Genomic DNA, 13356 nt, shown 5'->3' on the forward strand with positions numbered 1-13356 from the left:
ACACCGGGTGACCGTCCGACACTTCCCCCCACATGCTGACCATCGCCCCACGCAGCGACGTCACCTACCTGTCCCGACAGGTAGGGCAAGGCGCCGAGCACTACCTCCTCAGCGGCGTCGCCCTGATCGGCGAACCCCCGGGCGAGTGGCTCGGCCGCGGCGCGCACGACCTGGGCCTGCACGGCGTCATCGACCATGCCATCCTCGAAGACCTCTACCACGACTTCGTCGACCCCCGCCGCCGTGACGAACTCGCCGCGGCCATCGCCCGAATCACCGCCCCGCCCGGCACCCCCGAGTGGATCGTCGCCGCCGACGCCGCCCGGGACACCGTCCGCCTGGGGCCTCGGCCCAGGGACTACACCACCGGCACCCGCGCCGCGATCACCCGAGCCCTCGCCGCCGAACCCGACGCCACACCCGCCCGCCGCCGACAGATCGAAGCCGGAGTACGCGCCCGCGCACGCACCGCCGTCAAATACCTCGACCTCACCTGGTCCGCCCCCAAATCCTGGTCCATCCTGCACGCCGCCCTCCAACTCGCCGGCCGCGACAACGACGCCGACCAGGTCTGGGAAGCCTGGCTGACCGGAATTCACACCGGTCTCGAATACCTCCAGGACAACGCAGGCTTCGCCCGCGCCGGCCGCCACGGACGCACCTCCACCGGAGCCTCCACCGGCCGCTGGATCGGCGCACACCGCTGGACCGTCGCCGCCTTCTCCCAACACACCTCCCGCGACGAGGACCCCCAACTCCACGTCCATACCGCCGTCCTCAACCGCGTACACGCCGACGACGGCGTCTGGCGCACCCTGGACAGCCGCGCCATCCACCGCCACAAACAGGCCGCCGGACACCTGTGCGAACGCGCCGCCGAAATCGCCCTCACCCACGCCCTCGGCGTCGAATTCGCCACCCGCCCCGACCGCCGCGCCCGCGAGATCGTCGGCATCCCCGAATCCCTCCGCGCCCGCTTCTCCTCCAGACGCCGCGCGATAGCCGCCGAAGTCGCCATCTACGCCGCCAGGTTCACCGCCACCTACAGCCGCGACCCCTCCGCGTACGAACTCACCGCCATCGCCCAACACATCACCCTGCTCCGCCGCGAGGACAAGAAGCGAGTCCCAGTACCCCGCACCGAACTCCTGACCCGCTGGGCCGAAGCCGCCCGTCGCGACCCGGGCATCGCCCTGACCGACATCCCGGCGGCCACCCTGCACCGCGTCGGCCCGACGGACGCCGAACAGCCCAACCCCTCGGCGATCGTGGCCCGCGCCATGTCGACCCTCGACGCCGTGAGGGAAGCCTGGACCCGTCCGGAATTGGTCGCGGAATTGTGCCGCCAACTCCCCGACCGCCTCGCCACCGTGAACATCCGCCGGCTGGTGGACGACCTGGCCGACCGGGCCCTCCTGGGCATGGGTCTATCGAACGCCGACGAGTTGCTCCTTCCCGTCACCGCAGGCGGCCCCGTCGTCCCGTAGTCCGGGTCCGAGCGCCCGCGTGTGGGGGAGCGCGGGAGACCCGGTCACTTGGCTCCCGCGCGGTTGCGCAGACGGATTCCGTCATATCCGAGTCGACATCGTGGTGGCCCCGCGACCCCACTCATCACCGACGCGATGCTCCGCCGAGGTACCCGAAGCAGAACTCGCGGGGCCATACAGGCCACCCGGCGGGTTCACCATGCACCCGCTGGCTCAAGGTTCTCGACCCGCACGACGTCATCGATCCAAGGGCTCTCGAAACCGATCCGGAATTCCCCACACCTAGGCATCATGTGCGGGTCGTTGAGGGTCGGCGGTCGTCCGTCGAGTGGAGGCTCGGGTTGGGTGAGATGGGATGTCGTATTCGGCTTGTGGTGGTGTGTTCTGAATGGCAGTTCGTGTGGTTCGGTGGGCGTTTCGGTGGTTGTCGGGTGGTGGTCGGGTGACAGGCGCGGGCGAGGAGGAGGGGGGTGGGGATGGGTGGGTCGGTCGGGGTTCGGTGGTGGGTTGCGGGGCTCCGCCCCGGACCCCGGTCCTCTCTCGGAGGGGTGGGGGTGGCTCCCTCCTCGGTCGGACCCCCAAGGGCGTGCCGGGAACCTCCCCGGGGTGTCAAGGGCCGGGCCGCGCGGGCGCGGTCGCCTGCGGCGAGCCCTTGACACCCCGGGGAGAACCCCGGCGCGGCGGAGCTGTCCGACCGAGGAGGGAGCCACCCCCACCCGCGTGGGTGGGGTGTCGACCGGCGTCGGGCGGATGCGACATCGACGGAAGTGATGTGACTCAGGTCACATGACTTCCCATCAGATTGTGACCTGCGTCACTGTGGTGCCTTCTGAAAGATGGCATAATTAGTGATGTCGGAAGGGACCTGGCAGAAACTTCCGCGAAACCCAAGAAACAGTCGAACGAGGATGAGGAAGACATGACGATCAAGAAGACCGCCCCGAGGGCCGTCATCGCGAGCAGCTTCGGCGAGAAGATCGGCTACATCGACCCGAAGGGCGAGTTCAAGGAGCGGGTGGACTCCGAGGGAACCAAGTACCTCGTGTTCACCCTGCTGGTCTTCGCGATGGTGGACGAGTACTTCGGCGAGGTGAAGCGGCGCGAGTTCGAGGTGTGGGCCCAGGGCGAGGACGTCAAGACGCTTCAGGCGGCCTTCCCCAACGGGGCGGGCGGCGCCACGAAGGAAGAGGCGGTCGCGATCGTCGCCGTCGCGGACGAGTGGTACCGGAACTACAAGAACGAGCAGAAGAATTGGGTTCACGTGATCGGACTGCGCGCTGCTTCCGTGACCCTGCCCAACGCCGTCACCCCGTCGGACACCGCGAGCTGACCGCGTATCCCTCCCGGGGCGGGAACCCGCCCGCCCCGGGGGGCGCCCGGCCCCGGCGTGGAAAAGGACGCCCCCTGCGGGGGCGGCAGCCCGGTGGTCCGGTGCGTTTCCTGCGGGCCCGGCTCTCCGCTTCGCTCCGGCCGGGCCCTTCGGGCACCGGACCAAGGACGCGCCCCGCAGGGGCGCGACAGCCTCATGCGCCTACGGCGCGACAAAAACGCCGCCCCTTCGGGGCGGCCACACGACACCCGACACGGTCGCGCACGCGAAAGAACGGTCGCGCAAGCGAAAGACGACCACGACACAACCATCGGCAATCACAGACACTCCGACCGGTCCGCGAACCGTCCGCGACACGGGCCGTGCGGGCGACCGACGGGAACTCTGGCAGTCCGCCGGCCGCCCTACGCCCCTCGGCCCAAGGGCACAATCGACAAGCCCATTCCGAGAGGCGATATCCGCATCCTAGACAATGAATTGCCCATCCCGGGTCGCCCGTCAGGCCACGGATCGAGAGGACGGTCATGACAACACTCGACGGCCGCGAGGTCTACACACGCCGGGACCTGATGGATAGATACGGCATGGCGCTGTCCCCCCTGGAGGAGTGGTACCGCAACCGCCGACGGACCGGCCACCCGGAGGCGGCCGGCACCACCGGCCACGGTCGCGAACTGGTCTGGGACGCGGCCGAATGGGACCGCTGGTACCGGGAACGACAGGACACGGACGGCCTGATCACCCGCGCCGGCCTCGAGGAACGTCACGGTCTCGCCCGCAGCACCCTCGAACGCCTGTGGGCACTGCGGGAGGACAACGGACACCCGACGCCCGTCAAGACGCTCGACCGCGTCATGTACTGGGACTCCGACCGCTGGGAGGCCTGGTACGCCGAACACAAGAGACGCACCCAACGACGCGAGATTCACGCCGATCGCAGCGGCAACCCCGACGACCTGCTGACCCTGGCGGAGGCCGCCCGCGTCCTCGGCGTCACACCCGTCAGCATCGCCCACCACCCCGAGCGCATGCCCCGCGGCTGGCCCCGGCCGGTCGAGGAGGAGCAACTCCCCAGCGGCCGCCTCCGCCGCCGGTACCGCCGCGCCGACATCTGGACCTACGCAGACACCCGCACCGCCGCCGGCCCTCACCGCAAGCACCCCAACAGGAAACACCGCCCCCGGGACACGACCGACCCCGCCCCGGAGTGAGCGACCGCCTCTGCGGGCCGGCACCCACAACAGAAAACACACCTTCCACACGGCCGGTCGCCGACACCCCCCAGGGTGCCGGCGACCGGCCACATCCATAAAAGAAAGAAATCAAAGGTCGGGCACGCGAAAAGCCCCTTTTCCGGCTCTCGAGCCTGGCAGACCCCGGGCGGTTCCGCGAAATCGCAAGCGATTTCACGGCCCTCGCCCGGCGCCCGCCGGTCGGCCCGAGCCGGAAAAGGGGTTTTCCGCATACCCCGAAAGACCACCACACCAAGGTGATCGACCCTCCGGCACCACAGGAAGGGAACACCACCCATGAACCGGAACACCCCCCGCGACCGACTGCTGACGTCATCCAGGCCCATGCCCGACCTCGACGTCGTCACCGCGGACGGATCCTGGCTCCACCTCGCCGAGGGCCGACGGATCCTCGACGGATCCAGCGGACTCATCTGCGTCAACGTCGGCCACAACAGCCGCAAGGTCCTCGCCCGCATCAACGCGCAGTGCCTCCGCACCTCCTTCGGCGGCCCCGCCGTCGTACGGCCCAACACCCAAATGGAACTCACGGAACGCCTGTGCCACGCCGTCGGACGCCCCCGGGACTCCGTTGCGCTGGTCACCTGCGGCACCCTCGCCGTGGAGATCGCCGTCAAGCTCGCCCGGACCATCACTCGCGTCCGCGACGGAAAGCGACGCGGGGACATCCTGACGTCCAACCTCAGCTACCACGGAATGAGCGCCCTCACCCTCGGACTCGCCGGCAACCACGCCAGGCGCCCGCGCCCGGAGGACGCCCTCGGCCTCGGCCCCGCCTTCCCGGCGCCCTACCCGCCCGCCCACAACCACCCCGAACGCCCCTGCGACGCCTCGTGTGCCGACGAGGTGGCGCGGGTGATCGACGCCAGGGGCGCCGAGAACGTCGCCGCCGTCCTCCTGGAACCCGTCAACGGCACCACCGGCGGCGCCCACGTGCCGCCCGACGGCTACCTCTCCCGCCTGTCGCGGATCTGCCGGGAAAGGAACGTGCTCGTCATCCACGACGAAGTCCTCACCGGACTCTGGCGCACCGGCACCCCCCTGGCCGGCCACCACTGGGACGACGCCGCACCGGACCTGTGCATCCTCTCCAAGGGACTCGGAGCCGGCTACACCGCCGTCGGCGCGGTGCTCGTGTCCCCCGACCTCGCACCCCTGCTCCATCACCCCACCGCCGACCCCCTGCCCGCCATGGGCACCATGGCCGCCCAGCCCCTCCAGGCGGCGATCTGTCTCGGCGTCCTGGACGAGCTGGAATCCATGGACCTCGACGCCTTCCGCGCACGCGGGCAACGCCTCGGAACGAGCCTGCGCGCCCTCACCGACCTGCCCCTCGTGCGTGACGTCCGGGGCCTCGGCCACTTCTACGGAGTCGAGCTCGAACCCGGCGTCCTCTGGCCCCTCATGCGCGAGGCCGAGAAGAACGACGTGCTCTTCTACCCGTTCACCGGAGCCAGCGACCCCCGCAGCGAGGGCCTGGTCGTCGCCCCGCCGCTGAACTCCGCGGACGAGGACATCGACTTCCTCACCGAGGCACTCCACCGCGCCGCGGCCACCCTCGACCCCAACCGCTAGACCCCACCACCGGCGACACCGCCGCCCACACGACCAACACACCTTCCACACGGCCGGTCGCCGACACCCCCCAGGGTGCCGGCGACCGGCCACATCCATAAAAGAAAGAAATCAAAGGTCGGGCACGCGAAAAGCCCCTTTTCCGGCTCTCGAGCCTGGCAGACCCCGGGCGGTTCCGCGAAATCGCAAGCGATTTCACGGCCCTCGCCCGGCGCCCGCCGGTCGGCCCGAGCCGGAAAAGGGGTTTTCCGCATACCCCGAAAGACCACCACACCAAGGTGATCGACCCTCCGGCACCAGAAAACAGACCACACGGCGTCAAGCCCGAGCGGGCAACGCACCGAACCGAGGAGAACCGACATGTTCCTGCCCCACCCCGTCATACACTCCCTGACCCCCCGGCAGGTCGCCACCTGGGAAGCGCACTTCTCCCCCGAGGCCGGCGGACAGCGTCGCCCGGCCATCGAGGAAGGCATCTGGCGCCGCACCCAGGAGCCGGCCAACGCCGAACAGTCCGGCTGGACCGAGGACGAGTCCGGGCGCCGCCGCGTCGTCCACTACCGCCTCCACTACGGCATCGACCTGACCCAGCCGACGGAGCGCCTCGTCCTCGAGGAGCTCTACCTGTACGCGTCCTGGCTCGCGCCCGCCGCCGAGATCGCCGCACACCGCCGCGACCTGAACGAGTGGCTCGGCGACGGCCGCTGGAAGTCCGCTGGCAACGACACCTGGCGCCGCGGCGACCTCCAGGCCACCGTCACCGAATACACCGTCCACCCGCAGGACGAACGCGCCGACCGGGACACCCCCGAGGGCTTCACCTCGATCGACGTCACCATCACCTCCGCGGACTACACCCTCACCCGAGCCTCGCGAAACCTCCCGTGGGATGTGCTCGCCGGCGGAATGCGCGTCAAGGACCAGCGCGGCAACCCCACCTACGCCGACGACCTGTCCGGCCTGCTGGAGTACCTGCCGTTCGTCGTCGAGGCCGGATGCGGAACCAGCATCGAGGCCGGCATCCCGCCCCTGCACTGGCTCCACGAGGTCTACCGGGTCACCACCCGCACCGGCAACGACCTCACTCAGGGCTTCGCCTTCACCCTCGACCCCACCACCGACATCCTGATCAAGGAGGTCCTCACCGACACGGCCCGCAAGATCAACGACATGGTCTCGATGTTCCGCTCCGTGGTCGAAGCCGAACCGACCGACGCCCACCGTGCCCTCAAGGCCCTCCACGACGCCGGACACCTGGTCGGCCCGATCGCCACCCACAACTTCGACCGCATCTTCGCCCGCGCCGGACTGCCCGAGGCGTTCATGCGCCGCTACGACCAGCACACCCCGCACATGGAGTTCCCCGAAAACGCCCGCGCCCTGCTCGTGATCGGTCTGCACGCCGACCGGCGCCGCGTCCAGGAACGCGCCCGCGCCCGCGGCCTCCAGATCGTCTATCTCGACACCGAGGGCGTCACGGAGAACGGCGTCTACAAGCCCTATCCCATCGAGGGCGCCCGCGACGGCGACATCGTCGTCCGCTCCGCAGCCATCCCCGCCCTGCTCAACCTCGTCGAACTCCTCGACCTGAACATCTGAGCCGAGCGGGGCGCCCCGCCCCGCCCACCACGTCCGGGGGCGCACCCTGCCCGGTGCGCCCCCGGACCACCTCACGAACCCGAGCACCAAACTCCCCGACCAGACAAGGACCCGACATGCGCGTCTCCGTAATCGGCTGCGGCCACCTCGGCATCCCCCACGCCGCCGCCATGGCCGAAATCGGCCACCAAGTCATCGGCGTCGACGTCGACCAGGCCAGGATCGACCGCCTCAACGCCGGCGAATGCCCCATCCACGAAACCGGACTTCCCGAACTGATCGCCCGCCACACCACCGGCGGACGCCTGCGATTCACCACCGACATCCGCGAGGCCGCGGCCTTCGCCGACCTCCACTTCATCGCCGTCGGCACCCCTCTCCACACCGACGGCCGTACCTACGACACCGGCCAGGTCCTCGACGCCATCCGCCGACTCGCCCCCCTCCTCCAACGACCCTGCACCGTCGTCGGGAAGTCCACCGTCACCGTCGGCACCACCCGCCGCCTCACCACCCTCACCCATCACCTGGCCCCCGCAGGCGAACACGTCGACGTCATATGGAACCCCGAGTTCCTCCGCGAGGGACACGCCGTCGACGACACCCTGCACCCCGACCGCCTCATCGTCGGCCTCACCACCACCCGGGCCGAGAATACGATCCGCACCCTCTACGCTCCCATCCTCGCCGCCGGCACCCCCCTGTTCGTCACCGACCCCCAGACCGCCGAACTCGCCAAGGGCGCCGCGAACACGTACCTCGCCCTGAAGATCTGCTACATCAACGCCGTCGCCGACATGTGCCAGGCCGCCGGCGCCGACGTCTCCCAAATCGTGGACATCCTCGGCATCGACCCCCGCATCGGCAGCGCCGGCATGAGGCCCGGGATCGGCTACGGCGGCGGCTGCCTCCCCAAGGACGTCCGCGCTTTCACCGCCTCCGCCCGGGAACTCGGCACCCCACACGCCGCCGCGCTCCTGCGCGCCGCCGAGAAGATCAACGAAACCCGCACCCACGTCGCCCTGGACCTCATCACCCACGCCCTGGGCGAACACCCCATCCGCGGCTCCCACATCACCGTGTGGGGCGCCGCGTTCAAACCCGGCACCAACGACACCCGCGAATCCCCAGCCCTCGCCCTCGCCCTCGCCCTCCGACGCAACGGCGCCACCGTCACCGTCCACGACCCCCAAGCCGTCCCCACGGCCATGGCCCACAACCCCGAACTCGACTACACCGACGACCTGCCCGCCTCCCTCGACAACGCCGACCTCGTTGTCCTGGCCACCGACTGGCCCCAATACCTCCAGGCCGACCCCCGAACCCTCGCGGACCGCCCCGCGAACCCCCTGCTCGTCGACTGCCGCACCACCCTCGACCCCGAACCCTGGCGCACGGCGGGCTGGACCATCCACCAGATCGGACGTCCCGCGAAAACCGAACCGAACCCCCCAACAGGGCCGCAAGACAACCCCATCGCACACGGAGGTCTCACACCGTGAACGACGACGACATCGTCCTCCGCCGCGCGGACAGCGCCGACGCGCTCCCCGCAGCCGACGTGTGGCTGCGCTCCTTCACCACAGCACTGCCGTCCGTACGCCGCGTGCACGACGAAGCCGACGTACAGGCCTGGTTCTCACACGTGCTCATACCGCACCAGGAGACCTGGGTGGCGCTCTCCCACAACACCGTAGTGGGACTCATGGTGCTCAAAGACACAGAACTGAAACAGCTCTACCTCGACCCGGCATGGCGCGGACGAGGCCTCGGCGACCGGTTCATGACCCTGGCCAAACAGCAACGGCCACACGGCCTGACACTGCGTACCTTCCAGATCAACGAACCGGCGCGCCGGTTCTACGAACGCCACGGATTCACCGAGACCGGACGAACCGACGGGCAGCTCAACGAGGAACAAGAACCGGACATCCGCTACGACTGGAAACCTCGGACCCGACAGCCCGAAAGGAACGACCAGACCCGCAAGTGAACCGCCCGGCCGCCCTCACCCAGACCATCGGCCCCGGCGGCCACCGCCCGAACAGGCACACCGACAGGCGGGACGGTCACCCGAACCCGGGTGACCGTCCCCCGGCGAATCCGGCACGGCGAACCCGGACCACGCGCCAACCCCACACAACGACCCGGAAAACAGACCCGACTCCGCCGGCGCCCACCGAAGCCCCTCTACCGTGCGCACATGACACTTCTGATCATCGGCGGCAGCGGATTCCTGGGCACCGAGCTGATCCGGCAGGCACGAACTGCCGGACACACCACCGCCGCGACATACCATGCGAACAAACCCGATGAAACCTCCCAAACCGCGTGGTACTTCCTGGACCTGACAGACACGGCACGCCTCGACGCCATCATGACGCAGGTGAACCCACGCCTTGTCGTGAACGCAACCAGCGCCAAGGCCGCCTGGGCCGTCACCGCAGAGGGCCCCGTCCACCTCGCCATCGCCACAGCCAAACGCGGAAGCCGCCTGCTCCACGTCTCCAGCGACGCGATCTTCTCCGGCGCCCGGATCCACTACGACGAAACCAGCACCCCCGACCCCATCACCCCCTACGGAGCAGCGAAAGCAGCCGCGGAAACCGGTGTCCTCGCCGTACACCCCAACGCCATCATCGCCCGCACATCCCTGATCATCGGCCACGGACGCTCCACCCACGAACAGACCGTCCACGAACTCGCCGCCGGCACACGCGACGGCGCCCTGTTCACCGACGACATCCGCTGCCCAGTACACGTCACCGACCTCGCCACAGCCCTCCTCGAACTCGCCACACTCGACACACACGGCATCCACCACCTCGCCGGCCCCGACGCGCTCAGCCGCCACGAACTCGGAACCCTCATCGCCCAACGCGACGGCCTCGACCCCACCCGACTGCCCCGAGGCCTACGTGCCCACAGCACACTCCCCGGCGCCCTCGATGTACGCCTCGACAGCCGAACCACGCAACAAAAACTGACCACCACACTCCGCGGCGCCCGACAGTTCTGCCAACAACCCACCAACTCCTAACCCGCACACCAGCGCAAGACACCCTCGACCCCCACACCTCCACACAACCCGATCAAGTGCACCAGGCCTCACACCTAGTGCACTCTCCGAGTGTCCATGGGGAGGGTGCCGTGACGGGCACGACCAAGGCCGGCTCGACCGGTCACGACCGTAGGCGGTGTGGAACCTTCTCGGTACGGTGTGTGATCACCGACCGAGGGGGACTCCTGGGACGCAGTACGGCCATAGCCACGCTATCCGCGCTGCTGTTCGCAGTGGGATGCAGCGGCGGAGACGACGACAAGGCTCGCCGCCATCGACCCCGCCACCGCCGTCCAACCAGGCCCCGGCGACGCCGAACCCCGAGGAAGTCGCGCGAGCCAACACCCTGGAGGTGTAGGGGCGGTTCACGGATTACCAGAACACGATCGCGAGCGGGACTCGGTTGGATGATGCGTCGTTGGATCGGATCGCGACCGGACGGGCCGCCGCGCTGATTCGACAGTTGGCGTCGAGCACCGCCAAGGATGGGATCACCATCCAGGGACCCACAACCCGGTCGACGCAGATTACGGTCGTGTCCCTGACCGCGTCGGTGCTCCAGGTGATGCTGGAGGACTGTGTGGACGTCAGCCGGCGGCGGGCGGTCAACCGGGACGGCACACCGGCGGAGATCGCGACCCAGTCGCCTCGGTTCATCACGGCGGTCACCGTCACGCGTGACGCGGCAGGGTGGCGGGTGGCTGACGTGAACGCCCGGCAGGATCGGACATGTTGAGCCGCGTGATCTCCGGGGTGGTGGTCGTACCCGTGCTGGTGATGGCATTCGCTGTGCCCGCCGCAGCCGGGAACGGGGACAAGGACAACGACGATCACGTCGATACGAGCCTGAACAGCCTCGGCGAGGTCGTGGTCACCGCTCGGTCCGGCGACAAACCGGGAGCCAAACCCGGCACTGGCGGAACTGGCGGCACTGTCCCGGCTGGGACCAACTCGGCCTCGGCCCCGGCGCCGGTCGATCCGTTGGACCCGACCGACACCGAGTGCCCCGGGGCCGTGACCGTCGTGCAGGGGCAGCAGTGTCCGGGTCGGCACGTGGACCCCACCCCACCCGGAGAGCCTGCGGCTCCGCCCACCCCTGGGGAACTGGGGGCCCGCGCGGCGGCCGAGATCCCTCTCGACGCACCGGTGCTGCACCTGACTCCCGGGCCCGGTAAGACCGGTCTCGTCGGGTTGCCGACCTGGTTGTGGATCGACGCCCCCCGCCACCTGGGGACCCGCCACTGCGACCGCCGCCGTTCCCGGTCTGTCCGTGACCGCGACGGCCGTGGTGGACCGGATCACCTGGACGATGGGCGACGGCGCCACCGTCACCTGCACCAGGCCCGGAACCCCCTACACCCCCGCCCGAGGCGCACAGCCCAGCCCGGACTGCGGACACACCTACACCCGACCCGGGGTGTACACGGTCTCGGCCGCCACCCACTGGACCGTCACCTGGGCCGGCGGAGGCCAGACCGGCCTGCTGGAGGCGACCCGCACCACCACCGTGGGCGACATCCGAGCCGGCGAGATGCAGGCCCTCACATCCTGACGAACCGTCAGGCCATATCACCGGCCCTCCGGTCCAGCGCTCCATCGCATCGCGTCCAACGGTTCTGATGCTGTGACGAATGCGCGATGTGCAGGTTGCCCGTCCGGTATCGGGCCAGCGGGACCCGTTCCCGCTACTGCGGCCGGACCCGCAGGCGGCGGGCCTACGAACTCCGCCGGCACGTAGCCGAGCTGGGCGCCGCAGTGCCCGACCCACGCGTGGTCCAGGAGGTGATCGACCGGACCGACGTGCGGACCCTGACCCGGGACGTCGTCCGCCGCGAGCTGATCGAGGCACCGACCGCCGTCGACCGCGTGCCGTCGACCGCCCAGGAGTGGCGGCGGCGCGCGACCCTGGCCGAACTGCTGCGCGTCGTCGCCACCAAGGACTGCCCGCTCTACCCACGACCCGCCGTCCCCGGCGCCCACTGGCTGCCGCGCCTGGTCGGCGAGGTCGCCTGTGCCACCATCACCCGCGCCGGACTCCAGCGGACACCCGTCCTGGCATCGACTGTGCCCCGACCTCGCCCCGGACGACGTGCTCGCCTGACCCCGCGGACGAGGACGCCGTACAGGACGTGCTCGTGGTGCTGCCGGCGCTCCGGGTCGACGAGTCCGTCACCGCCTCCCCGACCCGCGGCCGCATCCGCCGGCCGGCGATGGCCGCGGCGACGGTCGCCCCGAGCAGACCGAGCAGCAGATCCCCCATGGTGTCCCGGTAGATCGACACCGACTCGGGCGTGTCGAGAACGAACGCCCCGTACTCGAAGAACTCCCACAGGATCGCCGCAATCGCCCCGGCGCCCGCGCAGCACCAGGTGACCGCCCACCCCGGCAACCTGCTCCACCGCCGCAGCGACACCGCGCACGCCGTCCCGAGCACGGCCCAGTTGCCGAAGTGGCACGCGTCGTCGAACCAGGCGACCCGGTCGTACAGATCGGCCGCGTTCCCGGCGACGTCCACCACGAACGGCAGGGTGATCAGCGCGTCCACATCCCACGGAAACGCCTTCCGGCGCCGCGCAAGCCACCAGATCGGCAGCGCCATCACCGCGACCGGATAGAGCACGGCCCGCATCCCCATCGCCTTGTCGGCGAACCGCGCCCACTCGTCGAACACGACAGCAAGCGTCAACAGCCCGCCCAGCAACACCTTCAGCCCGATGGCCACCACCCGAGAACCCATGCGGCAACCCTCCTCCGGCCGCCACTCCCCCGGCATCCGCGCTGCTACTCAACCCACCGCCTGAGTACAGCGAAGAAGCGGCCGAGATGGACAACCCCCAAGGGGCCGCGGTGCGTCCGCTCGCAGCGGCGAGGCCCGCAGCTCGTGGCGAAGTCCCCACGCGCAGGGGTGAGCCGCGATCCCGGTCCGCCGATCACGGTCGTGGAGGAAGTCCCCACGCAGGTGGGGTGGACCCGGGAAGCTCCGACGCTCCCCGCCTTGCCCGTGGTATCGCCCCTGCGCGTGCTCCCTTGCCCGATACCGTTCGGCGCCTT

At 69.8% G+C, this 13356-nt stretch carries 11 protein-coding genes; 10 read left to right on the forward strand and 1 reads right to left on the reverse strand.

Annotated elements, in window-relative coordinates:
* Positions 1-32 precede the first annotated feature (32 nt).
* The 10 genes from mobF (at position 33) to ACIBSV_RS37075 (ending at position 11857) form a co-directional block, all read left to right on the forward strand.
* Positions 33-1487, forward strand: coding sequence for a MobF family relaxase (mobF, locus tag ACIBSV_RS37030; protein ID WP_395871058.1), 1455 nt, complete (start codon positions 33-35; stop codon positions 1485-1487).
* A 919-nt stretch (positions 1488-2406) separates the two neighbouring features.
* The gene (locus ACIBSV_RS37035) at positions 2407-2817 is read left to right on the forward strand and encodes a hypothetical protein (RefSeq protein ID WP_395871060.1); all 411 of its coding nucleotides are present in this window, start codon (positions 2407-2409) and stop codon (positions 2815-2817) included.
* A 524-nt stretch (positions 2818-3341) separates the two neighbouring features.
* Complete coding sequence (locus ACIBSV_RS37040) at positions 3342-4028, forward strand: hypothetical protein (protein WP_395871062.1); 687 nt, start codon at positions 3342-3344, stop codon at positions 4026-4028.
* A gap of 318 nt (positions 4029-4346) precedes the next feature.
* Positions 4347-5645 (forward strand): aminotransferase class III-fold pyridoxal phosphate-dependent enzyme, encoded by a 1299-nt coding sequence (locus ACIBSV_RS37045; protein ID WP_395871064.1) that lies wholly within the window; start codon positions 4347-4349, stop codon positions 5643-5645.
* Between the two features lie 360 nt (positions 5646-6005).
* A complete protein-coding gene (locus ACIBSV_RS37050) occupies positions 6006-7244 on the forward strand; it encodes a hypothetical protein (RefSeq protein WP_395871066.1) in 1239 nt (412 codons plus the stop codon).
* Between the two features lie 116 nt (positions 7245-7360).
* Positions 7361-8746, forward strand: coding sequence for a UDP-glucose dehydrogenase family protein (locus tag ACIBSV_RS37055; protein WP_395871068.1), 1386 nt, complete (start codon positions 7361-7363; stop codon positions 8744-8746).
* Positions 8743-9237, forward strand: a complete 495-nt coding sequence (locus tag ACIBSV_RS37060) for a GNAT family N-acetyltransferase (RefSeq protein WP_395871070.1) — start codon at positions 8743-8745, stop codon at positions 9235-9237. The genes ACIBSV_RS37055 and ACIBSV_RS37060 overlap by 4 nt, the downstream gene beginning before the upstream one ends.
* A gap of 210 nt (positions 9238-9447) precedes the next feature.
* On the forward strand, positions 9448-10284 hold the full coding sequence (locus ACIBSV_RS37065) for an SDR family oxidoreductase (RefSeq protein ID WP_395871072.1): 837 nt from the start codon (positions 9448-9450) through the stop codon (positions 10282-10284).
* 439 nt (positions 10285-10723) lie between these two features.
* Positions 10724-11041, forward strand: a complete 318-nt coding sequence (locus ACIBSV_RS37070) for a hypothetical protein (protein ID WP_395871074.1) — start codon at positions 10724-10726, stop codon at positions 11039-11041.
* 534 nt (positions 11042-11575) lie between these two features.
* On the forward strand, positions 11576-11857 hold the full coding sequence (locus ACIBSV_RS37075) for a hypothetical protein (protein WP_395871076.1): 282 nt from the start codon (positions 11576-11578) through the stop codon (positions 11855-11857).
* 468 nt (positions 11858-12325) lie between these two features.
* Here the strand turns inward: ACIBSV_RS37075 and ACIBSV_RS37080 are convergent, their stop codons facing one another.
* A complete protein-coding gene (locus tag ACIBSV_RS37080; RefSeq protein ID WP_395871078.1) occupies positions 12326-13042 on the reverse strand; it encodes a hypothetical protein in 717 nt (238 codons plus the stop codon).
* Between the last annotated feature and the right edge of the window lie 314 nt (positions 13043-13356).

Origin of the sequence: Embleya sp. NPDC050154, from assembly GCF_044460165.1 — a bacterium.
Lineage (GTDB): Bacteria > Actinomycetota > Actinomycetes > Streptomycetales > Streptomycetaceae > Embleya.

Coding starts and splice junctions, on each gene's coding strand:
- ACIBSV_RS37055 (WP_395871068.1), top strand. CDS start 7,361: ATGCGCGTCTCCGTAATCGGCTGCGGCCACCTCGGCATCCCCCACGCC.
- ACIBSV_RS37050 (WP_395871066.1), top strand. CDS start 6,006: ATGTTCCTGCCCCACCCCGTCATACACTCCCTGACCCCCCGGCAGGTC.
- ACIBSV_RS37040 (WP_395871062.1), top strand. CDS start 3,342: ATGACAACACTCGACGGCCGCGAGGTCTACACACGCCGGGACCTGATG.
- mobF (WP_395871058.1), top strand. CDS start 33: ATGCTGACCATCGCCCCACGCAGCGACGTCACCTACCTGTCCCGACAG.
- ACIBSV_RS37045 (WP_395871064.1), top strand. CDS start 4,347: ATGAACCGGAACACCCCCCGCGACCGACTGCTGACGTCATCCAGGCCC.
- ACIBSV_RS37035 (WP_395871060.1), top strand. CDS start 2,407: ATGACGATCAAGAAGACCGCCCCGAGGGCCGTCATCGCGAGCAGCTTC.
- ACIBSV_RS37065 (WP_395871072.1), top strand. CDS start 9,448: ATGACACTTCTGATCATCGGCGGCAGCGGATTCCTGGGCACCGAGCTG.
- ACIBSV_RS37080 (WP_395871078.1), bottom strand. CDS start 13,042: ATGGGTTCTCGGGTGGTGGCCATCGGGCTGAAGGTGTTGCTGGGCGGG.